Below are 25,344 nucleotides of genomic sequence, written 5' to 3' on the forward strand. Positions count from 1 at the left end.
TACTGAGAAATGAGGAGATTTTCGATGATTTACCCTTTTAAAGACAAAATTCCTAAAATAGACCCATCTGTGTATATTGCGGATAATGCTGTGGTTACAGGTGATGTGAGGATAGAGGAAGAATCTACTATCTGGTTTAATACTGTCATTCGTGGAGATGTTGCACAAACAATTATAGGTAAACGATGTAGTATACAAGACTTGAGCTGTATTCATCAAAGTCCGAATAATCCGGTAATTATTGAAGATGAAGTAACTGTAGGACACCAAGTTACTTTACATGGATGCGTTATTCGAAAAAGAGCTTTAATTGGAATGGGTTCAATCATTTTGGATGGAGCAGAAATTGGAGAAGGTGCATTTATTGGAGCAGGCAGCCTTGTCCCACCAGGTAAAAAAATACCTCCGTATAGCTTGGCAATGGGCAGACCAGCCAAGGTAGTACGTGAAGTAACAGCTGAAGATCGAGAGGATATGGATCGAATCATTCGCGAATATGTAGAAAAAGGACAAATTTACAAATCACTTCAACTATAGCAACATATAGTGGTAGAAAGTCTTACTATTATTATTACAGGTATAACGCATTAAGCTTATACCTTTTTATCATTACTCTAAAAGCTTTACATAAGCTACCTATATAAAGGAGACGTATGATGAACCAATTTGAAACTAAAAGTGTTTACTGGGTTTTAGCGATACTTGTCATTGTCATCGCCCCGATTTTTGTGTTATTGACCCCTGCCATTCTATCAGTCGTTTTTTTTGAAGACCCAAATAAAATTGCCTTTATATCATTTGGCAAAAATTTAATCGTCTACACGTTAGCGTTTTTCTTTGCTTCTATTGCGTTAATATTGTTATATTTCATTAAAAAGCTTATTACAAAAATTGTTGTTATAATTCTAACTATTTTAGGATTTTGCAGCATCTTTTTATTAGGTGTCAATCATTATGTTTATTTAGATGAAAATTATATTGAGTACAACCCGTTAATTGGTAGTAAAGTAGTTTATGATTGGTCTGATTTATCAAGAGTAGGCCATGTGTATCCCAATGATGAATCTGGCAAAGAAATCTACAATTTCACCTTTAATGATGGGTATTATTTTGAATTTGAAGCTACGGGAGCAGTAGATTCCTCTATAAAAAGTAAAATCGACTCCAAAATTCGTTTACATAACGTCCCACTAGAACAAGAATTTCCCTCAAATGAAAACAGGTAGCACTCCTATGAATGCTACCTGTTTTATCTATATTCCCCTGCAAGAACAACTATTAAAGACTAGCTTTTTCTTTTAAAAGAGGAGCAATGTCTGTATTTTCCCAAGGAACATCTAAATCTGTACGACCAAAATGTCCATAGGCAGCTGTTTGCTTGTAAATTGGTCTACGAAGATCAAGCATTTTAATAATGCCAGCAGGACGTAAATCGAATAATTCACTTACCCATTCTACTAATTGCTCTTCCTTCACAATTCCAGTTCCGAAAGTATCTATTGCAATCGATACTGGACGAGCTACACCGATCGCATATGCTAACTGTACTTCAGCACGTTCAGCAAGTCCTGCGGCAACAATATTTTTTGCCACGTATCTTGCTGCATATGCTGCAGAACGGTCAACCTTTGTTGCATCCTTACCAGAAAAGGCGCCTCCACCATGACGAGCATAGCCACCGTAAGTATCAACAATAATTTTACGACCTGTTAAACCGGCATCTCCTTTAGGTCCACCGATAACAAAACGGCCAGTTGGGTTAATAAAGTATTTAGTGTTTGCATCAATTAATTCTTCTGGAACCACTACGTTAATAACCTTTTCTTTAATATCTTCTTGAATTTGGTCTAATGATACTTCTTCATCATGCTGAGTTGAAATAACAATTGTATCCACACGTACAGGCTTGTTTTCTTCATCATACTCAATTGTTACTTGAGTTTTGCCATCTGGACGTAAGTAGCCAAGCTCTTCAGATTTTCGCACTTCTGTTAAGCGTCGAGCTAATCTATGTGCAAGACTGATTGGCAATGGCATCAATTCTGGAGTTTCATTACATGCAAACCCGAACATTAATCCTTGGTCACCTGCTCCAATAGCTTCGATATCAGCATCAGTCAATGATCCTTCACGTGCTTCTAAAGCTTGGTCAACTCCTTGAGCAATATCTGGTGATTGTTCGCCAATAGCTACTAGCACAGCTAGGTTTTCTGCATCGAAACCATATTTTCCACGTGTATAGCCAATCTCAGCCACAGTATCACGAACAATTCCTTTAATATCTACATATGTAGAAGTAGTGATTTCACCTGCAACAAGTACTAAACCAGTTGTAACAGTTGTCTCACAAGCTACACGAGCATTTGGATCTTCTCTTAAAATTGCATCTAAAATTGCATCAGAAATTTGGTCACAGATTTTGTCTGGGTGTCCTTCTGTTACACTTTCTGATGTAAACAGTCTACGGTTTGTCATTTCGTTTCCTCCTAAGTTTATGTCGAGATATTTTCTCGATGTTGATACGGTACTCATTATCCATGTTAAACCCGCTCTACTAGTCCGTTATTTCAGCTGTTACCTTTTATTATTTGTTCTTCCTCTCCCATTTTTTAAAATTTAGTTAGGAAGTTTGGAATTATTGTTTTATTATTATGTATAAAACAGTAAATGAACAATACTTACCCATACAGCAATCACAGTAATTTATCAAAATTTTATTTCTGTATACTGTGGATATAAAAACACATTCTAAAATGGATATACGGTCTCTTCACAAATACATGGATTTAGAAAGGCACTGATAAAAATAGAAAGAAATGCTATACTTATCATTGTGTTCTAATTCGAAAAAAAAAATTCCTTATACTCTTGTTAAGTACATGAGTAAAAGGAATTGTGATTACATACATTACCTTTCACTCTTATCGTTCAAGGGTATTCCCTTGCATCAGGTTGGCACCATCGCGTTAAATGAATAACGCAGGTTGCCGGGCTTCATAGGGCCATGACCCTCCACCAACTCGGGATAAGAGTATCCGTTCAAGAATAAATCTTACGTAATGTATATTCACTTGTCAATCGTTTTTGAATATTTCTATTAAAGTTTCAAAATTAAAAAATAATTTTTGTATTAGTATAGACTATTTAATTCAATGTGTTATACTAATTATGAAAATAATCAAACCTCCCACGACTTTGGGAATTCTATAAAAAGGATGGTATTTAATCGATGAATTCAGTAGAAATTGCTAATGAGCTGAAGGAATTATTAAACGGCGAAAATATTAAAGTTCAATTATCCGTACCACAATTAGTGGAGAAAGCTACAGAACGTGGAGAAGCTACATTAACTGCTGATGGTGCATTAAGTGCTGAAACAGGCAAATATACTGGTCGTTCTCCTAAAGATAAATATATTGTAGAAGAAGAAAGCACAAAAGACAAAATCGACTGGGGTAATGTTAACCGCCCGATTTCTGCTGAAGTGTTTGATAAATTATATGTAAAAGTTGTCAACTATTTAAAAGAAAAAGATGAGCTGTATGTATTCAAGGGATATGCTGGTGCAGACAAGGACTCTCAGCTTCAAATCCAAGTAATTAATGAATATGCATGGCACAATCTATTCTGTCATCAATTATTCATCCGTCCAACTGAAACCGAATTAGCTACTCATAATGCAGAATTCACAATCGTATCAGCACCAAACTTTAAAGCAGATCCTACTGTTGATGGTACAGCTTCTGAAACATTTATCATCGTTTCTTTAGAAAAGAAGATTATCTTAATCGGTGGTACTGAATACGCTGGCGAAATGAAAAAATCAATCTTTGGCATTATGAACTACCTATTACCAGAAAATGATATTTTCTCTATGCATTGCTCTGCAAACGTAGGTGAAGCTGGAGATGTTGCATTATTCTTTGGTTTATCCGGTACAGGTAAAACGACTTTATCTGCGGATGCTAATCGTAAATTAATCGGTGATGACGAGCATGGCTGGTCAGATAATGGGGTGTTCAACATCGAAGGTGGTTGCTATGCAAAAACAATCAACCTTTCTGCTGAAAAAGAACCAGAAATTTATAATGCCATTCGTTTTGGAACAGTATTAGAAAACGTTGTAGTAGACCCAGAATCTCGCATTCCAAACTACGATGACAGTTCTTTAACTGAAAATACGCGTGCTGCGTATCCAATTCACTTTATCGATAATATCGTGATGCCTTCTGTTGCAGGTCATCCAAAAACAATCGTATTTTTAACTGCTGATGCTTTTGGTGTGTTGCCTCCAATCAGTAAACTAACAAAAGAACAAGCGATGTATCACTTCTTAAGTGGTTTCACTTCAAAATTAGCTGGTACAGAGCGAGGCGTAACATCTCCTGAGCCAGTATTCTCTACGTGCTTCGGATCACCATTCTTACCGCTTCCAGCTACACGCTACGCTGAGATGCTAGGTGAAAAAATTGATGAACACGGCTCACAAGTATTCTTAGTAAACACTGGATGGACTGGTGGAGAATATGGTGTCGGCACTCGTATGAAGCTTTCATATACTCGTACTATGGTTCGTGCTGCAATTGATGGAAAGCTAAACAACGTTGAAACTACACAAGATGCTATCTTTGGCTTACACATCCCAACAGCTGTTGAAGGTGTACCTAGCGAAGTATTAGATCCTCGTGCTGCTTGGGCGGATAAAGAAGCATACGATCAAAAGGCTGCTTTCTTATCTAACCTATTCAAAGAAAACTTCACTAAGTTCTCGAACGTTTCTGAAGATATCTTGCAAAAGGGTGGACCTTTAGCTTAATTTATAAACCGAAACAATTACAAAGCAGATTGCTCATGAGCAATCTGCTTTTTTTGTTAGATTAAAATACAATGTCCCAAAAGTCTACAACGTAAACTATTGGGACAGCTGAATAATCTATTATTTTTTAATCAATAGTTGGAGCCAATTTTTATCTAGATCGTTTTCATCCATTCACACAGTGCTTTTACGGTTTTTCTATTGACATCAGGTGGATAATGATGAGTAAGTCCGGATGCATACCAGGTTTCAACACGTTTCTTTTGATCCATTAACTTTTGTTCAAGATCATAGGATTGGTTTATGCTTACATTCTCATCCTCGGTTCCATGAATAATCAGAACTGGTGCATTTACCATGTCCACCTTTAAAAGAGGATTGCGCTCATCGTATTTGTCTTGTTCTTTATTTGGAGAGCCTCCAATTATTCTTTTTAGTGTTCTCCGCATGTCCACCCGTTCCATATACATTGATGTAACGTCGGATACTCCAGCCCAAGTGACAATAGATTTGACGTCATCCCTTAAAATAGCAGTCCATAAAGCCATTAATCCCCCACGTGAAAAACCAAATAAATGAACTTCATTTACATTGGCCATTTTTTTTAGGATATCCATGCTATTAACTGCATCAAAACGGTCCTCTCCCGCCATCTCGTCTCGACCTTCGCCGCCTCGGTTGCCACGATAATAAGGCGCAAACACAACCAAGCCTTGACTTGCAAATTGAGCAATCCTCGATGGACGGACCATGCCAATTGACTGAAGACCACCGCGTAAATACAGTAACGCTTCATACTGTCCTTCTTTTTTAGGTTTAGCTAATAACCCCTTTACTCGAAGCCCCTGTGACCAATAAATGATTTCTTGCAAGGCAACATTCGGATTTGGGGATGGATAGCTTCTAATCAACTCGATACTACCATTGTCTTTCATGATGGTTCACTTCCTGTAACATCTTTTTCATTCCATCGTCCTTCATATAGAAACTTAAATTCGGATGGTTTTCTAATTCTTCTGGAGTCAGCCAAGTCATGCCCAGTGTCTCATGCTCTTCTATAAATTCATCAATTTGATCTACCTTCCCAGTAAACACTGCTTTAGAAAAAGGAGGTGCATCATGGACAACATAATAGGCAAACCATTTCAAATCGGAAATTCTTACTGCAGTTTCTTCATAAACCTCACGAATTGCTGCTTCCTCTAACGTCTCTCCTGGTTCTACCTTTCCTCCTGGAAATTCTACTCCACGCTTTTTATTGATGGTACAGAGCCATTTTCCTTCATGGAAAACAAATACCAATACATGCTTCGCTTGAATTTCAAAACGCTCTTCCACAAAACTTAACTCACATTTATAACCATTTTCATCAGTAAAAGTAAACATACCTAAGCCACTTCCTTCTTACTAATAAGTCTAGCTAAGGGATGTTTTGGAATCAATGGAAATAAGGTAATTGCTCTACAAATTTTTTTGTATGTTCATCACCAAATTCATGAATTAACGCATATATTTTTTTCATTCTTGTATCAATTTCATCATTTGATTCGTCCAAGTGATATGGGAGATAAGGTAAATGAGCTCGAACAATATTATCGAATTCTAATGAATTTAACTGTAAAAATAATTTTTCAAATAAACGTGCTTTATCTTCCTCTAATTGAAGCTTAAATTCACAAGGCAATCCAAGTGGCAGATAGCTGTAAGATTGATTCGCAACAGAAACATAAATTGTTGTATCGATAATAATCAACTCCTTTTCAATCAGTATGAGCGAAAAAATGTTAGCTATTCATACTGTATAAAGGTGGTGATTTTATAATTATCATCTGGAATAAATAGGTTCAGAAGTTCTAATGTAATAAGAAGAAGCAGCCTACTATGTAAGCTGCGAAATTTTTTAAGAAGCTTCAAAAAAGTTCTACTTTGAGCTGACCTTACACAAAGCACAAAAATAAGCCGCAGAGTCAGCTAGTTGGCTCTGCGGCTTGTGTGCTAACCGGCTCAGCTAAAGAGACTTAATGCGAAATTTAATTAGTATATTGCATTTATTAAATATACCTAGGTTATATCTTCATCGTTCATTTAAGAAAGCTGATAGCATCCATACATGTTTTTCAAAGCTTTGGGCCATCGCATTTAACATATCTTCTGTACGATCATCGCCTTCTTCTGCGGCTTGTTCCATTGCTTCTTTTAGGAAGCCCATAATCGTTTTAAAATCACTAACGATAGTTTCGACCATTTCTTCTGTCGATTCTGTACCAGTCGCTTCTCGAATATGGGACATTTCTAAATGCTCTGTTAAAGTAGCAACCGGCTTTCCACCTTTTGTTAAGATTCGTTCTGCGATTTCGTCTAAATTTAAGGTTACTTCATTGTAAAGCTCCTCAAATTTTGCATGAAGCGTAAAGAATGAAGGTCCATTTACATACCAATGATAATTGTGTAGCTTTGTATAAAGTACTGAAGATGTTGCTACTAATTCGTTTAAGTGTTCTACTAATGGTTTGTTTGCCATAATATCCACCTCTTTTATTATTTGAACTAACTATTTAGTTTTATGAAGACATCATTACTATAACCGTTATAAGTTTGTTTAAAACATTTGAAATGGCATAAACTGTCTCATAATTGTTGGAAATGTACAACTTACAATCGTCTATTTTGTTTTATACTAAATATAGAGGTGATTCTATGGATACAACTTTAGCAATAATAATTCTTGTTGCCGTTATGTATTTTGTTATTATTATTGGCGCGATCATATTTATTATGAAGAAAAGAAAAAATATATTTAAGCAAACGATTGATGCAAAACCATTGCAGACCTTTCAACCTAGTCAGGAGAAGAAAAATCCATGAAATACCCTTTTATTTGGCTCATAACATTTTACCGCAAATTTATTTCACCAGTAACACCGCCATCCTGTCGGTTCCACCCAACATGTTCCCAATATGGTTTAGAGGCATTCCAAAAACATGGTGCTATCAAGGGATTTATCTTAACGACAAAAAGAATATTAAAATGCCAACCATTTCATCCAGGTGGGTTTGACCCTGTACCAGAAAAATGGCCTTCGAAGAAGAATTAATTCGAAGGCCATTTATTGTGAACTAATAACTAATTGAATAATTATTTTTTTAAAATTATTGTTTTTCTAATTGTCTTTTTTCATTTCTTCGTGTATTATTGAGAATGTTGAAATTACAAATCGTAATTATTACTATTTAGAAAGGTTTGATAAGAAATGAAAAAATTCTCTTTTTTACTATTGATTGCTGCTCTTTTCTTTGGATTAACAGCATGTAATAGCACAACCACTAAAACAACTGCCGAAAATGAAACAAAGTCGACTGAAGAAGAATCCAATAAAATCGACATTTATACTACTGTTTATCCATTAAGCTACTTTGCTGAGCGTATTGGCGGAGACTATGTCAATGTTTCGTCTATTTACCCACCTGGTACTAATGAACATACTTTTGAACCGACTCAGGCTGATATGATGTCTTTAGCAGATGCAGACCTATTTTTCTATATTGGGTTAGGTTTAGAAGGATTCGTTGAAAATGCGAAAAACACTTTAAAAAATGAAAATGTAAAACTGGTTGCTACTTCAGATACAATTTCAGATGACATGCTCCATGCATCTACAGAGGAAGAGCATTCTCATGATGAAGAAGGTCACGAAGAACATGACCATGGTGAAGAAGGTCATGAAGAGCATGACCATGACGAAGAGGGTCATGAAGGTCATAATCACGGAGATATCGATCCACATGTTTGGTTATCACCAATTATTTCTCAAGAGCTAGCACTTGCAGTTAAGGATGAACTCATTGCTGCTCTTCCTGAACAAGAACAATTACTAACTGATAACTATGATCAGTTAATCACTGAATTAGAATCATTGGACCAACAGTTTGAACAAATGGCTTCAGAAGCTAAAACAAATACTTTCTTTGTTTCCCATGCATCATTTGGTTATATTTCACAACAATATGGTTTGGAGCAAATCGCCATTGCAGGAATCAATTCACAAAGCGAGCCTTCCCAGAAGGAACTAACTGAAATTGTTGATCAAGCCGAAATGCTACAAGTTTCTTATATCTTATTTGAACAAAACGTTTCTTCAAAACTTTCTTCTGTTATTCAAAATGAAGTAGGTGCGGATTCACTTGAATTGCATAATTTAAGCGTACTAACTGAAGATGATATTAAGAATGGTGAAACTTATTTCACGCTTATGCAAAAAAATATTGAGACATTAAAACAAGCTTTAAATTAATTTTAAAAGGGTTCCCCTCAATTGAGGGGAACCCTTTTTATTTTACTCCAACAAGTCTTTTAGTTTTCTTCTTAATAATTTATCTGAACCACTCCGCGGAAGAGCAGGTACAACATGAAAATACTTAGGTACTTTATATTTTGCTAATCGTTCTATGCAAAATTGTGAAAGCTCCTCTTCTTGAACATCCCTCTTTAAAACGATAAACGCAACAGGAACCTGTCCCCAAGTTTCATCTTCAACTCCGCAGACACCTGCTTCTTGAACTGCTTCGTGACTTAGCAATACATTTTCTATCTCCGCAGGATAAATATTTTCTCCACCTGAAATAATCAGATCTGACCGGCGATCTACAACAAATAGATAGCCTTCCTCATCTAAGTAACCAATATCGCCAGTATGTAACCATCCATCAATTGTTGAGCTTCTCTCTGAAAAACTTCCTATATAACCAGGTGTAACATGTGGTCCACGAATTAAGATTTCTCCCATAACTCCTGAAGAAGTTGCATCTGCTATTTGAATCTGATTAAAAAATAATGGTTTACCAGCAGATCCTAGTTTTCTTAATGCCTCTTCATTTGATAATGTCGCGGTTTGTGAGGAGGTTTCCGTCATTCCATAGGTTTGAGAAACCATTAACTTTAAATGATGCGCTCTTTGGATATAATTTTCAGGAACTGGCCCCCCACCTGCAAGGATCATTTTAAATTTAGGCGAAGCTTCTAAACCTCTGTCTTCTAAGCCTTGTAAAACACGTTGTAACATGACCGCTACTGCGGACATATGAGTGACTTGGCCATTAGCAATATCCAACACAGCTCCATCTTTATCAAATTTCTTATAAAGTTTAACGGCATTCCCATATAACAAAGATCGAACTAATATTGAAAAACCACTAATATGAAATAATGGCACCGCACATAGCCATACATCGTCTTCAGATAAGCCAATATTTAAAACTGAAGCTAGGGCACTTGCTTGATGATTTCCAACCGTTTGGCGTACCCCTTTTGGTAGACCCGTAGTTCCGGATGTATACATGATTGATGTTGTTTGATCTAACGACCATTCTTTACTAATTTCAAAGGATTGACCTGTCGTATTTTCAACTTCAGAAAACAAAAGATGCTGTTGGCCATCAGGAAGAAGTGAAATATCCTCATCATCAACCAATACTATTTCTACCTGTGAATCATCAATCTGGTATTGGAGTTCTACTTTAGATAATTTTCGATTTAGCATAACCATTTCACATTGAAGGTGCATACATGCAAACATCATGAATAGCAGACTAGGCTGACTCGGGCCAAGGATAGCCACACGCTCTTTTGGCTTAATACCCAATGATAATAGTTGTTCTGCTCGCTCAACAGAGCAATTTTTAAGTTCTTCAAATGTCCAAGTTTGACCTTCGTAATTTAATGCAACTCGTGCCGGTGTTAAATGTGCACGCTGTAAAATCCAGTTTGGATACATTGTCATTCCCCCAATTCTTGCATATTTATTTTAACTCTAATAGCGAAAAGTTCAAACTTTGAAAAACCAAAAAATGCCCAAATTGATAAAAGGCTTACCTAGTTAGGAAAGCCTTTCTTTTACGAATGGTTTATGTGGTATTGGTTTTTCCCTTTTTGTTTTACCTCATAAAGCCCAATATCTGCATTTTTAAGATAGTTTCACTCTTAAATTTCTTTGTACAATTCGTTGCCCCTATGCTGTTTGTAATCGCGATCGAATTTTTACGAATTTCAATTTACTCAAGTAATGCTTTTTGCAGCTTATGAATAACCTCTTTTATTTCTTTATCTGTACTACACTTATCTAAAAGCACGATAAATTCATCTCCACCAAGTCTTGCCGCTACTCCCTGTTCTCCAATTACCAGTTGTGTTCGATTGGCAACCTGTTGTAGCACTATATCTCCTATCTCATGACCCCAACTATCATTAATTTTCTTAAAATCATCAATATCAAATAATATTAGCGAGAAGGGAGAACTTTTTAAATTCAGTTTTTCATGGATTTTGTTAAAGACCTATCAAAATAACGACGATTTGGTAGGCCTGTTAAAGAATCATGATAGGCATAGGACTCTAATCTATCTTGTATTTCTTTTTGAGTTTTACAATTAATGGATAGCCTATTATTTTCATGGTTAAATTCTTGAGAATGGTTCATGTTTCCTCTCTCTTTAAGTCATAAAGCTTAATATATTTTGAACAATAAGAAAAAGCAAGAGAAGCCTTTTCTTCTCTTGCTTTACTTTAACCAATATTAGTTTAAATGATTCTTCTATGATCAAGGGAATCTTGGGAATTGACCGAAATCTGGTTTACGTTTTTCTTTGAATGCATCGCGACCTTCTTTTGCTTCATCTGAAGTATAGTAAAGAAGTGTAGCATCGCCTGCAAGCTGTTGAATACCTGCTAAACCATCAGAATCGGCATTGAACGCTGCTTTTAAGAAACGTAGAGCCATTGGTGATAACTCCAGAATTTCCTCACACCATTTAACAGTTTCGTCTTCTAATTGCTCTAAAGGCACAACTGTATTAACTAATCCCATATCAAGTGCTTCTTGTGCATTATATTGGCGGCATAGGAACCAGATTTCACGTGCTTTTTTATGGCCAACGATACGAGCTAGGTATCCTGCACCGTAACCACCATCAAATGACCCTACACGAGGCCCTGTTTGTCCAAAGCGTGCATTTTCTGCTGCAATTGTTAAGTCACATACGATATGTAAAACGTGACCTCCTCCAATAGCATAGCCAGCTACCATTGCAACAACAGGTTTTGGAATTTTACGAATTAGTGTTTGTAAATCTAATACATTTAAACGTGGAATATTGTCATCTCCAACATATCCACCATGTCCACGAACCTTTTGATCTCCGCCTGAGCAGAATGCCATTTCGCCTTCACCAGTTAAGATGATAACGCCTACGCGTTCATCATCACGTGCACGAGAAAATGCATCGATTAATTCTGCAGTAGTTTTTGGACGGAATGCGTTACGAACTTCCGGACGGTTAATCGTAATTTTAGCAATTCCGTTATACAATTCATACTTAATATCTTCGTAAGTATGTAAACTTGTCCATTCACGAGTCATTATTATACCCCCTATATTTGTTTCGCTAATGCTCCAAGATTAGTTTTTACTAATCCTCTAACTTAAAGGAATGTCCTTTTTTGTACGGATTCGATTGTTACGTACTTTAGATTAGCTTTATTTAATCTTTATAGCATCCTTTACTATTGTAGCAAATTGTTCAGGATTTTCCACATGAATTGCATGACCTGTATTTTTAACACAGACATGTTGTGCATTTTGTAAAAGCGCTTGCATTTCTTCAGCGATTTGACAAAACTTATCATCCTGCTCACCAGTTATTAATGTTACTGGCATCGATATTTCTCCTAAGGATGACCAAAGGGAGGACTGAGCGCCTGTACCCGCTCCTCTTAAGCTGTTTGCTAATCCAATCTCTGTTTGAGCGAGCCGCTCTTTTCTTACCTCTAATTGAACATCTGGTGGAAGTTTTTTTTGAGTCTTGAATAAGGGGATGTTCTCCCACTTATTCACAAAAACTTCAATCCCGCTCGTTTGAATCTGATCAGCAAGACTTTCATCTGAAGCTCGCCTTTTCGCACGTTCCTCTTCTGATTTTAATCCCGGCGATGCACTTTCCAAGATGAGATGTGATACTCGATCAGGAAAAGTTTTTGCATATGATAAAGCAGTCCTTCCACCCATTGAATAACCAAGTAATATAACTTCATGAAGATTTAGCTGCTGAAAGATTTCATCCAATTGCAGAATTTGCTCTTCCATTGTATACGGTGCAATATCCTGCGGTGAATCAGTTTGACCATGTCCCATTAAGTCAATTGCAACAATACGATGATTCTTTATGGGTATTGCTACATTACACCAGGTTGCTACACTTCCTGTAAATCCATGAAGCATCACGATAGTTTGCTCTAAATGGTCATTCCAGATTCGAACATTTACATTTATCCCTCGAGCTTGAAGAATCATTGCTCCAACTCCTCATGAATACGTTGCCAAAGCTTTCGGTGACTAGTAACGTTTTCCTGACGATCCGTAAAAATTTCAATCAAGCGCAATGGATTGTTTTGTGGTTCTAATAATTTCTCAACCTCAGTAAAATCTTTAATCTGAACATATTCTATGTCATACATTTTGGCAACATCCGCAAAACGCAATGCAGTTGGCGTGCCAAAAAGGTCCTCATAGTATTCTTTAACGGTAGATTGTGCTAGATAAGAGAAAATCCCACCGCCATCGTTATTGAATACAATAATATTAAGTTTGCATTGCTGATAACGAGTCGTAATTAGTGCATTGACATCATGTAGAAAGGCCAGATCTCCAATCAGTAAATACATCTCCCGATTTTTTCTAGCCTGGCTAAAGCCAATTGCAGTAGACATTACACCATCAATCCCATTCGCACCTCGGTTAGCAAAAACCTGTATGTCCTTGTGAGTTGGCAATAAAAAAGTATCGATGTCACGAATCGGCATACTACTACTTACAAAAAGATCACTTTCGTTTGGTAAATTTTCGATTAGGTAACGAACTACTGCTCCCTCATCTTTTTCAAGTTGTGGATGGGAACTAATATGTTTAATGGCAAGCTCCTCACCTTTACGCCATTGCAACAAGTATTCATCGCTGCACATTGTATTATCGAGATTCATCTCACAAATCCACTCTCCGATGGCTGCATGGATAAAATGAGTTGAAACAGCTGCTGAATCCCGGAACATTGGATCTTCGTCAATCACAATATAATTAGTTGGCAGTGTTTCTGTTAAAAAGTTAGTTAAAAATTTCGAAACAGGCTGTGCTCCAAAGCGAATAACTGTATCAGCAAGAACCTGCTGTTTAAATGCCGTATTTTTTAATAGTGCATCATATGTAGAAATGATATACTGCTCACAATCCTCTGGTACATTTGTTCTTAAATTCGATAGGCTTTCAACTAAGACTGGCCACTTTAATTTCCGAATAAACGTCCACATATGCTGTAAGTCAGTACCAAGTGCAAGTTCCCCTACAATAATAAACCCTCTATTAGTTTGATTAACAATCGTTGTCATTACATCTTTTGCTTGTTCTGAAGGAGCTACATTTCCTACAAAGCTTTGTTGAAAAGTTTGTTCTGGCAGTTCCTCTTGAAAATCAATGAGTAAAGGCTCACGAAAAGGAACATTAAAATGTACGGGTCCAAATGGGGCCGTATTTGCTATATTCACACCTCGTGCTACATGACGCTCGACATAGGGCAATGTCATTTTCGCATCATCGGGAATCGGAAATTCAGCACTCCATTTTACTCGTTCACCGTACAGTGAGATTTGATTGATTGCCTGAGGGGCACCTACCTCACGTAATTCATGAGGCCGGTCCGCAGTAATGACGATTAAAGGTACACGCGCATACTTCGCCTCGACAATGGCAGGATAATAATTTGCAGCCGCAGTACCCGAAGTACAGAGAAGAACAACAGGTTTTGCTTTTGCTTTAGCTATACCAAGAGCAAAATAAGCTGCTGACCGCTCATCTACTTGTCTATAGATCGATAAATTCTTTGTTGACGCAAATGCATAGGCAAGCGGTGTCGATCTAGAACCTGGGCTAATCACAACATCCTCTACGCCATTTTGCATAAGTGAGGCAACTATTTTATATACGTAGTTCGTTATTATTTCACGTTCATTCATGTAACTGTCCTCCTAAAGCACGTAACATCGGACGGAACTTGACTAATGTCTCTTCATACTCTGAATTCGGCTCAGAATCAGCAACGATTCCGCCTCCAGCATATAAATAGGCTTTATTGTCTTTTAATGCAGCAGAGCGAATTGCTACTGCAAATTCACCATTTCCTTCTGCATCAATCCAACCAAGTGGTGCAGCATACAATCCTCGGTTCATGGTTTCGTTTTCACGAATAACGGTCATTGCTTCTTGACGAGGAACTCCTCCCAAAGCCGGTGTTGGATGAAGATATTTTACAAGCTGTAGGATCGTTGCGTCTGATGACAGTTTTCCTTCAACAGGTGTATATAAATGTTGGATATCTCTAATTTTTAAGAGCTTTGGTTTTTTTGGTACTGTATATTGCATACAGTTTTTTTCAAAAGTATTTGCTATCATTTCGACAACATATTGATGCTCTCCTAGATTTTTTGCATCATTTAATAAACTTTCTCCAAGTTGCTTATCTTCTTCTGCTGTTTTCCCTCGTTTAATGGAACCGGCTACACATGACGAGAAGGCTTGCCCATTTTCCACTTTTACTAATCGTTCAGGAGATGCCCCAAAGAAAAGAAGATCTTCATGCTCTAAACCAAATAAATAGCTTTCTGGTTGCTCATTCACTACATGTGATAAGACTTGTGGTGAGGATAGAGTATCCTGAAATTCTAGCTCTAATGACCTTGCTATGACAACTTTTTCTGCCCTCTTAGCCTGGATCAAACTTGTTACCGTTGAAATTGTTTGGAGATATTCCTCTTTATATGGCTCACGATAATTTGTCATTAATGGTTTACTATATGTTTTTAATTCTTTTACTTGTGCAGCATGAATGAGCTGATCCCGTTCTTTTCGAAGCTGCTCGAAATCCTCTAGACTATTTTCTTTATCCGTAATTAAATGAATACTGATATAAGCCTTATCATTACGTATCACTAGTTGATATGTAGCTACCGAAAAAAAGCTTTGTGGAAAGCCGTCCCACTCTCCTTTTTTGCCATTCTTCGGGTCAAAGGTAAACCCGCCAAATAGAATTGGTTGAGGTTCTTTTTCTTCTTTCACAATATTTTTTGTTAATTCTTTCCACTGTTTTTCTACTAAATCGAAACGGTCCTTGCCTTTATTATTTTCGATTATAAATGCATGGCCAAGACCGACTAATGTGAATGTTTTCTCACGATTTTGCCAAAAAAAGCGCTGTCCCTTATATTGCGATTCGCCAGCTGCAAAAAATGCCAAGGCTGATAATCTGCTTACTTCTATTGTTTCAATATAGAAGGATAATCTTGAATTAACTGTTTCCACTTCTACTTCAGTGGTATGCAACCACTTCTGATGCATCGAATTTCCCTCCATCAAAGGCAGTTTCTTGCCTAGAACTTTGGCTTATCTTAAAGCCATATTATTTGTGAAAACATCATTATTTCCACTTAAAATCAGAGTTATCACAATTTCTGCTTTTACTCCAAAACGCTCATGTGTATTGTTTTCGAATTTACGTTATCTATTCTATCATATCACTTTTTTTACATATACAATATTGATATTGTTTCCTCATTGATTTTTATCTGTAAGGCTTGAATAATTTTTCCAACCAAAAAAGCGAGAGAAATTACTCTCGCGCTAAGTTTAGTTTGTTTGCATATTTATTGAAACCTCTATTTGCCATTATGGAAACCTCTTCATAGGTGAAGGTTTTCAATAAGGCTTTAATTAAGTTTTCATACTCTTTTGCATTCGATAACTTATCCACTGAAAAATCCATTCCATCAAAATCAGATCCAAATCCAATATGTTGTACTCCAACTAGAGATGCAATAAGTTCGACATGCTTCACTAAGTTCTCGATGGATGTCTTTTCTTTTTCATTTTCGATAAACGGTGGATAAAATACGACATGCATTCTCCCACCATGTTTTATTAATTCTTTTATTTGGACATCTGTTAAGTTTCTCGGATGGTCACAAATGGCTCTTGCATTACTATGACTAGCAATAAGGTTTTTCGCTAATGGAAGTAATTCAAAAAAACCTTGCTCATTTAGATGAGACACGTCAATTATGATATTGCGTTTATTTAGCAACTGAACTACCTCTTTAGCTAAAGGTTTTAAACCCTTTGAAGGATCTTCTGAAGCGCCATAGGCAACACCATTTTCATGATTCCATGTTAAACCAACTAATTTCACTCCTGAATTTAAAATCTGCTCAAGTTTTAATAGATCTTCACCAATACAATCGCAACCCTCTAAACTTAAAATTGCTCCAATTTGCCCATCCTCAAGCTGATCTAATTGCGCCCACTCAGTTATATGCACCATTTCAGGCTCGCTTAAAACTTTTGTATGAAAAGCTTCAATTTGTCGAACTGCTGCTAAGAATTTTTCATTGTCAGGAAGATCAGAATGAACAAAGATTGCAAAAACTTGCACCTTAACATTTCCTGCTTTTAATTTCTCTAAGCTTGCACTTAATCTAGCATCATTTCGGAAATTCGCATTTTCGAGTCGCGATAATTTCTCCAATACATCACAATGCAAATCGATAATATTCATGTATCCCCCACCAATTCAATATAACTATATTGTATAGGAAATGGTGAGATAAATTCCATATTTCTCATTGAAAACTTTATCTTTATTGAAATTGATCTCGAATGGTTGATTCTTGATTATTTTGATGGATAACCTCTTGTGGTACATCCTGTGGACTATCAGATGATGGAAACTCTCCAGAACCATTTTCAAAATCGACCGCTTTTAATGCTTTATGTGAAAGCTCATTCATGATTTCCTCTTCAATCGGTCGTGTTTCCATATCGACTTTTTCTTGACTATGTTCTACACAAGTCAAGGTTGTTGGAACTGCTTCAAGACGTTCAAAGGAAATTTCCTTATGACATACTTTACATTCACCATAAGTTCCATTATTCATAGCTTCCAAAGCAGCTTCTATTTTATCTATACTTTCTTGTTTAAAATCATCCATGGCATATTCCGTTAGTTGTATCGTTAAGTCTGAAGCAACATCTCCTGGATGATTATCATAATTTGATAACTCCGTGCGTTCAATATCATCATGCGTTTCCAGACCTTCTTTTAAATCCTTCAGTTCTTCTAACAATGTATTTTTTAATTGTTGCATCTCGGATTGTTTCATGTTGTTGTCCTCCTTTTTCCTATAATTAAGGTTTCCTTTATTTAACTTTTTAAACATAGTAAAATTTGTACAACGTGTAAAAACACATATGATTTGCAACAAGATAATTATTAAAATTAAAGGTAATTGGTTTCTCGAATTGCTGTCGTTATTGAATGGTATTATTTGATTTTTATGTGCTTACATTGTGTTCATTCAATAAGATGTTGCGTCTCTTGTTGAGCACTACATTTCTCACTGCTAGAAATCCTGGTGGAGATACGTTTTCATTTGTTTCGTTCTTTGTCTTTTCTAGTGTTTCTATGGGGCCTTTTTTAAGTTCTTTATTATTTGTCTATGAGACCGTATCTATTGAACAACTCTTGATTATTTCTTATATAGTTGTCCATGCGATTGCTTCTATTGGACAACTCGAAACATTAGAAATTAAGGTTCTATGTCAAATGTTGGGGTGATGTGTTTTTGCACGTCACCCTATTAACCTAAATGAACACCGAATTCTTTATATAAATCATTCAATAAAATCTTTGCTTTAAAATGCTTAAAGCTCCTAAAACCATAAGCATTACGTTTCATTACCTTCGATTTATTATTAATTCCTTCTAAAAAACCATTTGAATAGCCAAAACTAAAACTATTTAAGATCTCTACTTGCCAATTCTTAAAGGTTTGAATGGCTTTTATAAATGCTGGGATATTTGCTTCTTCTACCTTACGGTAATAAGCTTCTAATCTATTCTTCACTTCTGCAATATCATTCGTCGTTTTTGCCCAATCAAACCATTTACAATAGGCTTCTTTTAGTTCATATGCTTGCTTTAATTCCTTTGACATTCCCGTGTAGCGATTTAAATACCATCGATTCTTTTCCGTTAACTTATCAAAGCGTTTATATAAGACATGACGCATTTTTTTGCACTTTTTTCGATCGTATGGATGCCAATCCTTCTGCACTTTACGACGCACCTCGTCTAGAGCCCAATAAATATAACGACAATAATGGAATCGATCGGCAATAATGATAGGACGATTTAAGGCTTTTTTAACAGCTGCTTTAAAGCTTGGATTCATATCCATTACGACGACTTCTACATCTGATCCATATGTCATTAGATAATCCTTAATCGTTTCTTTTCTACGATTCGGTAAAATATCAATTGGTTCGTGCGTTTCAGCGTTGGCAATGATTAGTTGATAGGTCCCCGCATCTGTATCTCCTTTATATTCATCAATCGCAATACATTTTGGTAAATGGACCCCTTCATTTAGCTGCTCTTTTACCACCTTTTTAAAGCGACGAATTACCGTCGAACTGGATGTTCCAAGGACTTCTGCTGCTTCTTTAAATGTCTTTGCCTTTACTGAACGGATTCCAACAACTTGATTCCATTCTTTTGAGTAACGTTGATACTTATCCACGAAAGGAGATTTTTCCGAGAAGCGTTTTCCGCACTCACATACATAACGTCGACGTTTATAGAAAAGGATGGTTAATCGTTCAAACCATTTTAAATGTTTAATTTTTTGAATTCGATAATCATGTATTTTAGAGGTCATTTTATTACAGTCTGGACACTGATGTTCTTTCTTCGGAATTGAAACGTAAAGAGCGATACGCTCCCCGATCTCTTCAATCTTATGAACAGTTACACCTTTTAATCCTGGGATATTTCTGTTAAAATTCATAATGCACGTATCACCTTTCATTGCTTGTTTCTCGACAATTCAAGTATATCGAAATCGGTGATTACGTGCTTTTTTTTATTTCAAATTGTAGTAAAACCCCAACAAATATTATAGAACCGAAATTAAAAGATATTCCCAAAAGTAATAAATTCATTTTCCGAATGTTTTGTAACGTAACTTCTATCAGGAAACAATTATATAAAAATCTATACAAAAAAGTCCTAAAGATTTGATAACAAACCTTTAGGACTTTTTTGTTATTAATTATGACCCGTACGGGATTCGAACCCGTGTTACCGCCGTGAAAGGGCGGTGTCTTAACCACTTGACCAACGGGCCAAAAAATATATGGCGGAGAAGGAGGGATTTGAACCCTCGCGCCGGTTGCCCGACCTACACCCTTAGCAGGGGCGCCTCTTCAGCCACTTGAGTACTTCCCCATATGGCTCCGAAGGTAGGACTCGAACCTACGACCGATCGGTTAACAGCCGATTGCTCTACCACTGAGCTACTTCGGAAAATTTTTATGGTGGGCCTAAATGGACTCGAACCATCGACCTCACGCTTATCAGGCGTGCGCTCTAACCAGCTGAGCTATAGGCCCCTATTGGAGCGGGTGATGAGAATCGAACTCACGACATCAGCTTGGAAGGCTGAGGTTTTACCATTAAACTACACCCGCATTATATGGTGGGTCGGGACGGAATCGAACCGCCGACACTTAGAGCTTCAATCTAATGCTCTACCAACTGAGCTACCGACCCATAATAATGGCGGTCCCGACCGGGATCGAACCGGCGATCTCCTGCGTGACAGGCAGGCATGTTAACCGCTACACCACGGGACCATTTGGTTGCGGGGACAGGATTTGAACCTGCGACCTTCGGGTTATGAGCCCGACGAGCTACCACTGCTCCACCCCGCGATAATATTATTCTAATTTTTAAAAATGGCGGAGGCAGTAGGATTTGAACCCACGCGCGGTTTAACCCGCCTGTCGGTTTTCAAGACCGATCCCTTCAGCCAGACTTGGGTATGCCTCCGTATATTTATATCTCCTATGGTGGACCTTGCAGGACTCGAACCTGCGACCGGACGGTTATGAGCCGTCTGCTCTAACCAACTGAGCTAAAGGTCCTTCAAGATGGCGGCAGAGGGGATCGAACCCCCGACCTCACGGGTATGAACCGTACGCTCTAGCCAGCTGAGCTACGCCGCCAGGATATATTTAAGTGTTTTGGTGGAGCCTAGCGGGATCGAACCGCTGACCTCCTGCGTGCAAGGCAGGCGCTCTCCCAGCTGAGCTAAGGCCCCATAATAAAATTTCACTATAGAGTTACATGGTCGGGAAGACAGGATTCGAACCTGCGACCCCTTGGTCCCAAACCAAGTGCTCTACCAAGCTGAGCTACTTCCCGTTTCGTTTAGAAATACGGGCTGATTAAAAGATGCCGAGGACCGGAATCGAACCGGTACGGTAGTCACCTACCGCAGGATTTTAAGTCCTGTGCGTCTGCCAGTTCCGCCACCCCGGCACAATTGGAGCGGAAGACGAGGTTCGAACTCGCGACCCCCACCTTGGCAAGGTGGTGTTCTACCACTGAACTACTTCCGCATGTGCAAAATAAATTATTCTGGCAATCTTTAAACTTAAATGGTGCGGGTGAAGGGAGTCGAACCCCCACGCCTTGCGGCGCTAGATCCTAAGTCTAGTGCGTCTGCCAATTCCGCCACACCCGCATTTAAGTAACAATAGAACTGGTGAGCCATGAAGGACTTGAACCTTCGACCCTCTGATTAAAAGTCAGATGCTCTACCACTGAGCTAATGGCTCTAAAAAATGGTGCCGGCGAAAGGAGTCGAACCCTCGACCTACTGATTACAAGTCAGTTGCTCTACCAACTGAGCTACACCGGCATTATATGGTGGAGGATGACGGGCTCGAACCGCCGACCCCCTGCTTGTAAGGCAGGTGCTCTCCCAGCTGAGCTAATCCTCCTGGGTAATATGCCTAGCGACGTCCTACTCTCACAGGGGGAATCCCCCAACTACCATCGGCGCTAAAGAGCTTAACTTCCGTGTTCGGTATGGGAACGGGTGTGACCTCTTTGCCATCATCACTAGACTATAAATGTTTTTACTTCAAATAGTAAAACTCTTTTATTTAAGACAAGATTTATAATAACATATTTATATATTATATCAAGTCTTTTTTCATAAAAAAATATATTTTTTATGACCCGTACGGGATTCGAACCCGTGTTACCGCCGTGAAAGGGCGGTGTCTTAACCACTTGACCAACGGGCCAAACATATATGGCGGAGAAGGAGGGATTTGAACCCTCGCGCCGGTTGCCCGACCTACACCCTTAGCAGGGGCGCCTCTTCAGCCACTTGAGTACTTCCCCATATGGCTCCGAAGGTAGGACTCGAACCTACGACCGATCGGTTAACAGCCGATTGCTCTACCACTGAGCTACTTCGGAAAATTTTTATGGTGGGCCTAAATGGACTCGAACCATCGACCTCACGCTTATCAGGCGTGCGCTCTAACCAGCTGAGCTATAGGCCCCTATTGGAGCGGGTGATGAGAATCGAACTCACGACATCAGCTTGGAAGGCTGAGGTTTTACCATTAAACTACACCCGCATTATATGGTGGGTCGGGACGGAATCGAACCGCCGACACTTAGAGCTTCAATCTAATGCTCTACCAACTGAGCTACCGACCCATAATAATGGCGGTCCCGACCGGGATCGAACCGGCGATCTCCTGCGTGACAGGCAGGCATGTTAACCGCTACACCACGGGACCATTTGGTTGCGGGGACAGGATTTGAACCTGCGACCTTCGGGTTATGAGCCCGACGAGCTACCACTGCTCCACCCCGCGATAATATTATTCTAATTTTTAAAAATGGCGGAGGCAGTAGGATTTGAACCCACGCGCGGTTTAACCCGCCTGTCGGTTTTCAAGACCGATCCCTTCAGCCAGACTTGGGTATGCCTCCGTATATTTATATCTCCTATGGTGGACCTTGCAGGACTCGAACCTGCGACCGGACGGTTATGAGCCGTCTGCTCTAACCAACTGAGCTAAAGGTCCTTCAAGATGGCGGCAGAGGGGATCGAACCCCCGACCTCACGGGTATGAACCGTACGCTCTAGCCAGCTGAGCTACGCCGCCGGGATATATTTAAGTGTTTTGGTGGAGCCTAGCGGGATCGAACCGCTGACCTCCTGCGTGCAAGGCAGGCGCTCTCCCAGCTGAGCTAAGGCCCCATAATAAAATTTCACTATAGAGTTACATGGTCGAGAAGACAGGATTCGAACCTGCGACCCCTTGGTCCCAAACCAAGTGCTCTACCAAGCTGAGCTACTTCTCGAAATATTGGCGCGCCCGGCAGGAGTCGAACCCACAACCTTCTGATCCGTAGTCAGACGCTCTATCCAATTGAGCTACGGGCGCATATATGAATGGTGCCGAGGACCGGAATCGAACCGGTACGGTAGTCACCTACCGCAGGATTTTAAGTCCTGTGCGTCTGCCAGTTCCGCCACCCCGGCACAATTGGAGCGGAAGACGAGGTTCGAACTCGCGACCCCCACCTTGGCAAGGTGGTGTTCTACCACTGAACTACTTCCGCATGTGCAAAATAAATTATTCTGGCAATCTTTAAACTTAAATGGTGCGGGTGAAGGGAGTCGAACCCCCACGCCTTGCGGCGCTAGATCCTAAGTCTAGTGCGTCTGCCAATTCCGCCACACCCGCATTTAAGTAACAATAAAACTGGTGAGCCATGAAGGACTTGAACCTTCGACCCTCTGATTAAAAGTCAGATGCTCTACCACTGAGCTAATGGCTCTAAAAATGGTGCCGGCGAAAGGAGTCGAACCCTCGACCTACTGATTACAAGTCAGTTGCTCTACCAACTGAGCTACACCGGCATTATATGGTGGAGGATGACGGGCTCGAACCGCCGACCCCCTGCTTGTAAGGCAGGTGCTCTCCCAGCTGAGCTAATCCTCCTGGGTAAATGAAAAGAACATTGTTCTCTCAAAACTGGATAAAGACATTAATTGCATTCAAGATTTGGTTAAGTCCTCGATCGATTAGTATTCGTCAGCTCCATGTGTCACCACACTTCCACCTCGAACCTATCTACCTCATCGTCTTTGAGGGATCTTACTTACTTGCGTAATGGGAAATCTCATCTTGAGGGGGGCTTCATGCTTAGATGCTTTCAGCACTTATCCCGTCCACACATAGCTACCCAGCGATGCCTTTGGCAAGACAACTGGTACACCAGCGGTGTGTCCATCCCGGTCCTCTCGTACTAAGGACAGCTCCTCTCAAATTTCCTACGCCCACGACGGATAGGGACCGAACTGTCTCACGACGTTCTGAACCCAGCTCGCGTACCGCTTTAATGGGCGAACAGCCCAACCCTTGGGACCGACTACAGCCCCAGGATGCGATGAGCCGACATCGAGGTGCCAAACCTCCCCGTCGATGTGGACTCTTGGGGGAGATAAGCCTGTTATCCCCGGGGTAGCTTTTATCCGTTGAGCGATGGCCCTTCCATGCGGAACCACCGGATCACTAAGCCCGTCTTTCGACCCTGCTCGACTTGTAGGTCTCGCAGTCAAGCTCCCTTGTGCCTTTACACTCTACGAATGATTTCCAACCATTCTGAGGGAACCTTTGGGCGCCTCCGTTACCTTTTAGGAGGCGACCGCCCCAGTCAAACTGTCCACCTGACACTGTCTCCTACCCGGCTTACGGGTATGGGTTAGAATTTCAATACAACCAGGGTAGTATCCCACCGTCGCCTCCCTCGAAGCTGGCGCTCCGAGTTCTCTGGCTCCTACCTATCCTGTACAAGTTGTACCAAAATTCAATATCAGGCTACAGTAAAGCTCCACGGGGTCTTTCCGTCCTGTCGCGGGTAACCTGCATCTTCACAGGTACTATAATTTCACCGAGTCTCTCGTTGAGACAGTGCCCAGATCGTTACGCCTTTCGTGCGGGTCGGAACTTACCCGACAAGGAATTTCGCTACCTTAGGACCGTTATAGTTACGGCCGCCGTTTACTGGGGCTTCAATTCAGAGCTTCGCTTGCGCTAACCCCTCCTCTTAACCTTCCAGCACCGGGCAGGCGTCAGCCCCTATACGTCACCTTACGGTTTTGCAGAGACCTGTGTTTTTGCTAAACAGTCGCCTGGGCCTATTCACTGCGGCTCTCATTGCTGAGAGCACCCCTTCTCCCGAAGTTACGGGGTCATTTTGCCGAGTTCCTTAACGAGAGTTCTCTCGCACACCTTAGGATTCTCTCCTCGACTACCTGTGTCGGTTTGCGGTACGGGCACCTCCCGCCTCGCTAGAGGCTTTTCTTGGCAGCGTGAAATCAGATACTTCGCGAGAAACTCGCTCCCCATCACAGCTCAACGTTACAGGAAGCGGATTTGCCTACTTCCACGCCTTACTGCTTGGGCGTACTCAACCAACGGTACGCTTATCTTATCCTACTGCGTCCCCCCATTACTCAAACGGCGGGGAGGTGGTACAGGAATATCAACCTGTTGTCCATC

The 25,344-nt window shown here is 39.6% G+C and carries 19 protein-coding genes, 39 tRNA genes, 2 rRNA genes, 1 pseudogene and 1 riboswitch (1 of these 62 cut by a window edge); of the genes and pseudogenes, 6 read left to right on the forward strand and 55 right to left on the reverse strand.

Annotation, left to right across the window (positions count from 1 at the left end):
* The first annotated feature begins 24 nt into the window (after positions 1-24).
* A complete protein-coding gene (locus C1N55_RS14475) occupies positions 25-537 on the forward strand; it encodes a gamma carbonic anhydrase (RefSeq protein ID WP_137729500.1) in 513 nt (170 codons plus the stop codon).
* 119 nt (positions 538-656) lie between these two features.
* The gene (locus C1N55_RS14480; RefSeq protein WP_137729501.1) at positions 657-1,226 is read left to right on the forward strand and encodes a hypothetical protein; all 570 of its coding nucleotides are present in this window, start codon (positions 657-659) and stop codon (positions 1,224-1,226) included.
* A gap of 52 nt (positions 1,227-1,278) precedes the next feature.
* On the opposite strand, the gene metK is transcribed toward C1N55_RS14480, so the two are convergent.
* Positions 1,279-2,475, reverse strand: coding sequence for a methionine adenosyltransferase (metK, locus tag C1N55_RS14485; RefSeq protein WP_137729502.1), 1,197 nt, complete (start codon positions 2,473-2,475; stop codon positions 1,279-1,281).
* Between the two features lie 443 nt (positions 2,476-2,918).
* Positions 2,919-3,032, reverse strand: a riboswitch (SAM riboswitch).
* Positions 3,033-3,229: 197 nt separating this feature from the next.
* Here metK and pckA point away from each other — a divergent pair.
* A complete protein-coding gene (pckA, locus tag C1N55_RS14490) occupies positions 3,230-4,816 on the forward strand; it encodes a phosphoenolpyruvate carboxykinase (ATP) (RefSeq protein ID WP_137729503.1) in 1,587 nt (528 codons plus the stop codon).
* Positions 4,817-4,971: 155 nt separating this feature from the next.
* Here the strand turns inward: pckA and C1N55_RS14495 are convergent, their stop codons facing one another.
* The 4 genes from C1N55_RS14495 to C1N55_RS14510 all read right to left on the reverse strand — a co-directional run bounded on the left by C1N55_RS14495 (position 4,972) and on the right by C1N55_RS14510 (position 7,337).
* The gene (locus C1N55_RS14495) at positions 4,972-5,751 is read right to left on the reverse strand and encodes an alpha/beta hydrolase family protein (RefSeq protein WP_137729504.1); all 780 of its coding nucleotides are present in this window, start codon (positions 5,749-5,751) and stop codon (positions 4,972-4,974) included.
* Positions 5,735-6,202 (reverse strand): NUDIX hydrolase, encoded by a 468-nt coding sequence (locus tag C1N55_RS14500; RefSeq protein ID WP_137729505.1) that lies wholly within the window; start codon positions 6,200-6,202, stop codon positions 5,735-5,737. Before C1N55_RS14500 ends, C1N55_RS14495 begins: the two co-directional genes overlap by 17 nt.
* Positions 6,203-6,254: 52 nt before the next feature.
* A complete protein-coding gene (locus tag C1N55_RS14505) occupies positions 6,255-6,569 on the reverse strand; it encodes a transposase (protein ID WP_240758306.1) in 315 nt (104 codons plus the stop codon).
* Positions 6,570-6,890: 321 nt separating this feature from the next.
* Positions 6,891-7,337 carry a Dps family protein gene (locus C1N55_RS14510; RefSeq protein ID WP_137729506.1) on the reverse strand — a complete coding sequence of 149 codons (447 nt, stop codon included), beginning with the start codon at positions 7,335-7,337 and terminating at the stop codon, positions 6,891-6,893.
* A 176-nt stretch (positions 7,338-7,513) separates the two neighbouring features.
* Between C1N55_RS14510 and C1N55_RS20585 the strand changes: the two genes are divergently transcribed.
* From C1N55_RS20585 to C1N55_RS14520, 3 genes are all read left to right on the forward strand, one after another.
* A complete protein-coding gene (locus tag C1N55_RS20585) occupies positions 7,514-7,681 on the forward strand; it encodes a hypothetical protein (protein WP_168193871.1) in 168 nt (55 codons plus the stop codon).
* A complete protein-coding gene (gene yidD, locus C1N55_RS14515) occupies positions 7,678-7,911 on the forward strand; it encodes a membrane protein insertion efficiency factor YidD (RefSeq protein ID WP_137729507.1) in 234 nt (77 codons plus the stop codon). The genes C1N55_RS20585 and yidD overlap by 4 nt, the downstream gene beginning before the upstream one ends.
* A 156-nt stretch (positions 7,912-8,067) precedes the next feature.
* Positions 8,068-9,108, forward strand: a complete 1,041-nt coding sequence (locus C1N55_RS14520; protein WP_137729508.1) for a metal ABC transporter solute-binding protein, Zn/Mn family — start codon at positions 8,068-8,070, stop codon at positions 9,106-9,108.
* 42 nt (positions 9,109-9,150) lie between these two features.
* On the opposite strand, the gene C1N55_RS14525 is transcribed toward C1N55_RS14520, so the two are convergent.
* The 50 genes and pseudogenes from C1N55_RS14525 to C1N55_RS14775 form a co-directional block, all read right to left on the reverse strand.
* On the reverse strand, positions 9,151-10,587 hold the full coding sequence (locus C1N55_RS14525) for an o-succinylbenzoate--CoA ligase (RefSeq protein WP_137729509.1): 1,437 nt from the start codon (positions 10,585-10,587) through the stop codon (positions 9,151-9,153).
* 277 nt (positions 10,588-10,864) lie between these two features.
* Positions 10,865-11,289: pseudogene (locus tag C1N55_RS21035) on the reverse strand (GGDEF domain-containing protein).
* Between the two features lie 120 nt (positions 11,290-11,409).
* Positions 11,410-12,228 carry a 1,4-dihydroxy-2-naphthoyl-CoA synthase gene (gene menB / locus C1N55_RS14540; protein WP_137729512.1) on the reverse strand — a complete coding sequence of 273 codons (819 nt, stop codon included), beginning with the start codon at positions 12,226-12,228 and terminating at the stop codon, positions 11,410-11,412.
* A gap of 117 nt (positions 12,229-12,345) precedes the next feature.
* On the reverse strand, positions 12,346-13,158 hold the full coding sequence (gene menH / locus C1N55_RS14545; RefSeq protein WP_137729513.1) for a 2-succinyl-6-hydroxy-2,4-cyclohexadiene-1-carboxylate synthase: 813 nt from the start codon (positions 13,156-13,158) through the stop codon (positions 12,346-12,348).
* The gene (menD, locus tag C1N55_RS14550) at positions 13,155-14,870 is read right to left on the reverse strand and encodes a 2-succinyl-5-enolpyruvyl-6-hydroxy-3-cyclohexene-1-carboxylic-acid synthase (protein ID WP_137729514.1); all 1,716 of its coding nucleotides are present in this window, start codon (positions 14,868-14,870) and stop codon (positions 13,155-13,157) included. Before menD ends, menH begins: the two co-directional genes overlap by 4 nt.
* Positions 14,863-16,248 carry an isochorismate synthase gene (locus C1N55_RS14555; RefSeq protein WP_137729515.1) on the reverse strand — a complete coding sequence of 462 codons (1,386 nt, stop codon included), beginning with the start codon at positions 16,246-16,248 and terminating at the stop codon, positions 14,863-14,865. Before C1N55_RS14555 ends, menD begins: the two co-directional genes overlap by 8 nt.
* A 271-nt stretch (positions 16,249-16,519) precedes the next feature.
* Complete coding sequence (locus tag C1N55_RS14560; protein ID WP_137729516.1) at positions 16,520-17,461, reverse strand: dipeptidase; 942 nt, start codon at positions 17,459-17,461, stop codon at positions 16,520-16,522.
* Positions 17,462-17,543: 82 nt separating this feature from the next.
* Positions 17,544-18,065 (reverse strand): TraR/DksA C4-type zinc finger protein, encoded by a 522-nt coding sequence (locus C1N55_RS14565; RefSeq protein ID WP_137729517.1) that lies wholly within the window; start codon positions 18,063-18,065, stop codon positions 17,544-17,546.
* Positions 18,066-18,542: 477 nt separating this feature from the next.
* A complete protein-coding gene (locus C1N55_RS14570; RefSeq protein ID WP_137727947.1) occupies positions 18,543-19,751 on the reverse strand; it encodes an ISL3 family transposase in 1,209 nt (402 codons plus the stop codon).
* Positions 19,752-20,018: 267 nt separating this feature from the next.
* Positions 20,019-20,090, reverse strand: a tRNA-Glu gene (locus C1N55_RS14575).
* A 10-nt stretch (positions 20,091-20,100) separates the two neighbouring features.
* Positions 20,101-20,191: transfer RNA gene (locus tag C1N55_RS14580), tRNA-Ser, on the reverse strand.
* Between the two features lie 3 nt (positions 20,192-20,194).
* A tRNA-Asn gene (locus C1N55_RS14585) sits at positions 20,195-20,269 on the reverse strand.
* 9 nt (positions 20,270-20,278) lie between these two features.
* Positions 20,279-20,355 (reverse strand) — tRNA-Ile (locus C1N55_RS14590).
* Between the two features lie 4 nt (positions 20,356-20,359).
* A tRNA-Gly gene (locus tag C1N55_RS14595) sits at positions 20,360-20,433 on the reverse strand.
* A 6-nt stretch (positions 20,434-20,439) separates the two neighbouring features.
* A tRNA-Phe gene (locus C1N55_RS14600) sits at positions 20,440-20,515 on the reverse strand.
* A gap of 7 nt (positions 20,516-20,522) precedes the next feature.
* Positions 20,523-20,598: transfer RNA gene (locus C1N55_RS14605), tRNA-Asp, on the reverse strand.
* A 3-nt stretch (positions 20,599-20,601) separates the two neighbouring features.
* A tRNA-Met gene (locus tag C1N55_RS14610) sits at positions 20,602-20,676 on the reverse strand.
* A 25-nt stretch (positions 20,677-20,701) separates the two neighbouring features.
* Positions 20,702-20,794, reverse strand: a tRNA-Ser gene (locus C1N55_RS14615).
* A gap of 18 nt (positions 20,795-20,812) precedes the next feature.
* Positions 20,813-20,889: transfer RNA gene (locus C1N55_RS14620), tRNA-Ile, on the reverse strand.
* 7 nt (positions 20,890-20,896) lie between these two features.
* Positions 20,897-20,970: transfer RNA gene (locus C1N55_RS14625), tRNA-Met, on the reverse strand.
* A gap of 19 nt (positions 20,971-20,989) precedes the next feature.
* Positions 20,990-21,065, reverse strand: a tRNA-Ala gene (locus tag C1N55_RS14630).
* Between the two features lie 27 nt (positions 21,066-21,092).
* A tRNA-Pro gene (locus tag C1N55_RS14635) sits at positions 21,093-21,169 on the reverse strand.
* A 31-nt stretch (positions 21,170-21,200) separates the two neighbouring features.
* Positions 21,201-21,286, reverse strand: a tRNA-Leu gene (locus C1N55_RS14640).
* 5 nt (positions 21,287-21,291) lie between these two features.
* A tRNA-Gly gene (locus tag C1N55_RS14645) sits at positions 21,292-21,366 on the reverse strand.
* Between the two features lie 40 nt (positions 21,367-21,406).
* A tRNA-Leu gene (locus tag C1N55_RS14650) sits at positions 21,407-21,491 on the reverse strand.
* A 19-nt stretch (positions 21,492-21,510) separates the two neighbouring features.
* Positions 21,511-21,585 (reverse strand) — tRNA-Lys (locus C1N55_RS14655).
* Between the two features lie 7 nt (positions 21,586-21,592).
* Positions 21,593-21,668 (reverse strand) — tRNA-Thr (locus C1N55_RS14660).
* A gap of 6 nt (positions 21,669-21,674) precedes the next feature.
* Positions 21,675-21,750 (reverse strand) — tRNA-Val (locus C1N55_RS14665).
* A 10-nt stretch (positions 21,751-21,760) separates the two neighbouring features.
* Positions 21,761-21,876, reverse strand: a 5S ribosomal RNA gene (gene rrf, locus C1N55_RS14670).
* A 111-nt stretch (positions 21,877-21,987) separates the two neighbouring features.
* Positions 21,988-22,059, reverse strand: a tRNA-Glu gene (locus C1N55_RS14675).
* A 9-nt stretch (positions 22,060-22,068) separates the two neighbouring features.
* A tRNA-Ser gene (locus C1N55_RS14680) sits at positions 22,069-22,159 on the reverse strand.
* Positions 22,160-22,162: 3 nt separating this feature from the next.
* Positions 22,163-22,237 (reverse strand) — tRNA-Asn (locus C1N55_RS14685).
* A 9-nt stretch (positions 22,238-22,246) separates the two neighbouring features.
* Positions 22,247-22,323, reverse strand: a tRNA-Ile gene (locus tag C1N55_RS14690).
* A gap of 4 nt (positions 22,324-22,327) precedes the next feature.
* Positions 22,328-22,401, reverse strand: a tRNA-Gly gene (locus tag C1N55_RS14695).
* A gap of 6 nt (positions 22,402-22,407) precedes the next feature.
* A tRNA-Phe gene (locus tag C1N55_RS14700) sits at positions 22,408-22,483 on the reverse strand.
* Between the two features lie 7 nt (positions 22,484-22,490).
* Positions 22,491-22,566, reverse strand: a tRNA-Asp gene (locus C1N55_RS14705).
* 3 nt (positions 22,567-22,569) lie between these two features.
* Positions 22,570-22,644 (reverse strand) — tRNA-Met (locus tag C1N55_RS14710).
* A 25-nt stretch (positions 22,645-22,669) separates the two neighbouring features.
* A tRNA-Ser gene (locus tag C1N55_RS14715) sits at positions 22,670-22,762 on the reverse strand.
* Between the two features lie 18 nt (positions 22,763-22,780).
* Positions 22,781-22,857, reverse strand: a tRNA-Ile gene (locus C1N55_RS14720).
* Positions 22,858-22,864: 7 nt separating this feature from the next.
* Positions 22,865-22,938 (reverse strand) — tRNA-Met (locus tag C1N55_RS14725).
* Between the two features lie 19 nt (positions 22,939-22,957).
* Positions 22,958-23,033 (reverse strand) — tRNA-Ala (locus C1N55_RS14730).
* 27 nt (positions 23,034-23,060) lie between these two features.
* Positions 23,061-23,137, reverse strand: a tRNA-Pro gene (locus tag C1N55_RS14735).
* Positions 23,138-23,143: 6 nt separating this feature from the next.
* Positions 23,144-23,220: transfer RNA gene (locus C1N55_RS14740), tRNA-Arg, on the reverse strand.
* 9 nt (positions 23,221-23,229) lie between these two features.
* Positions 23,230-23,318: transfer RNA gene (locus C1N55_RS14745), tRNA-Leu, on the reverse strand.
* Between the two features lie 5 nt (positions 23,319-23,323).
* A tRNA-Gly gene (locus tag C1N55_RS14750) sits at positions 23,324-23,398 on the reverse strand.
* A gap of 40 nt (positions 23,399-23,438) precedes the next feature.
* A tRNA-Leu gene (locus C1N55_RS14755) sits at positions 23,439-23,523 on the reverse strand.
* A gap of 19 nt (positions 23,524-23,542) precedes the next feature.
* A tRNA-Lys gene (locus C1N55_RS14760) sits at positions 23,543-23,617 on the reverse strand.
* A gap of 6 nt (positions 23,618-23,623) precedes the next feature.
* A tRNA-Thr gene (locus tag C1N55_RS14765) sits at positions 23,624-23,699 on the reverse strand.
* 6 nt (positions 23,700-23,705) lie between these two features.
* Positions 23,706-23,781: transfer RNA gene (locus C1N55_RS14770), tRNA-Val, on the reverse strand.
* 63 nt (positions 23,782-23,844) lie between these two features.
* A 23S ribosomal RNA gene (locus C1N55_RS14775) occupies positions 23,845-25,344 on the reverse strand; it runs 1,421 nt beyond the window's last position.

The organism is Lysinibacillus sp. SGAir0095 (assembly GCF_005491425.1).
GTDB lineage: Bacteria > Bacillota > Bacilli > Bacillales_A > Planococcaceae > Ureibacillus.

Excerpts from the sequence above, each read along its gene's own strand:
- metK (WP_137729502.1), bottom strand. The coding sequence starts at position 2,475 with ATGACAAACCGTAGACTGTTTACATCAGAAAGTGTAACAGAAGGACAC.
- C1N55_RS14495 (WP_137729504.1), bottom strand. The coding sequence starts at position 5,751 with ATGAAAGACAATGGTAGTATCGAGTTGATTAGAAGCTATCCATCCCCA.
- menD (WP_137729514.1), bottom strand. The coding sequence starts at position 14,870 with ATGAATGAACGTGAAATAATAACGAACTACGTATATAAAATAGTTGCC.
- C1N55_RS14475 (WP_137729500.1), top strand. The coding sequence starts at position 25 with ATGATTTACCCTTTTAAAGACAAAATTCCTAAAATAGACCCATCTGTG.
- menH (WP_137729513.1), bottom strand. The coding sequence starts at position 13,158 with ATGATTCTTCAAGCTCGAGGGATAAATGTAAATGTTCGAATCTGGAAT.
- C1N55_RS14570 (WP_137727947.1), bottom strand. The coding sequence starts at position 19,751 with ATGAATTTTAACAGAAATATCCCAGGATTAAAAGGTGTAACTGTTCAT.
- C1N55_RS14555 (WP_137729515.1), bottom strand. The coding sequence starts at position 16,248 with ATGCATCAGAAGTGGTTGCATACCACTGAAGTAGAAGTGGAAACAGTT.
- C1N55_RS14525 (WP_137729509.1), bottom strand. The coding sequence starts at position 10,587 with ATGTATCCAAACTGGATTTTACAGCGTGCACATTTAACACCGGCACGA.
- menB (WP_137729512.1), bottom strand. The coding sequence starts at position 12,228 with ATGACTCGTGAATGGACAAGTTTACATACTTACGAAGATATTAAGTAT.
- yidD (WP_137729507.1), top strand. The coding sequence starts at position 7,678 with ATGAAATACCCTTTTATTTGGCTCATAACATTTTACCGCAAATTTATT.
- C1N55_RS14565 (WP_137729517.1), bottom strand. The coding sequence starts at position 18,065 with ATGAAACAATCCGAGATGCAACAATTAAAAAATACATTGTTAGAAGAA.
- C1N55_RS14560 (WP_137729516.1), bottom strand. The coding sequence starts at position 17,461 with ATGAATATTATCGATTTGCATTGTGATGTATTGGAGAAATTATCGCGA.
- C1N55_RS14510 (WP_137729506.1), bottom strand. The coding sequence starts at position 7,337 with ATGGCAAACAAACCATTAGTAGAACACTTAAACGAATTAGTAGCAACA.
- C1N55_RS20585 (WP_168193871.1), top strand. The coding sequence starts at position 7,514 with ATGGATACAACTTTAGCAATAATAATTCTTGTTGCCGTTATGTATTTT.
- C1N55_RS14480 (WP_137729501.1), top strand. The coding sequence starts at position 657 with ATGAACCAATTTGAAACTAAAAGTGTTTACTGGGTTTTAGCGATACTT.
- C1N55_RS14500 (WP_137729505.1), bottom strand. The coding sequence starts at position 6,202 with ATGTTTACTTTTACTGATGAAAATGGTTATAAATGTGAGTTAAGTTTT.
- C1N55_RS14520 (WP_137729508.1), top strand. The coding sequence starts at position 8,068 with ATGAAAAAATTCTCTTTTTTACTATTGATTGCTGCTCTTTTCTTTGGA.
- pckA (WP_137729503.1), top strand. The coding sequence starts at position 3,230 with ATGAATTCAGTAGAAATTGCTAATGAGCTGAAGGAATTATTAAACGGC.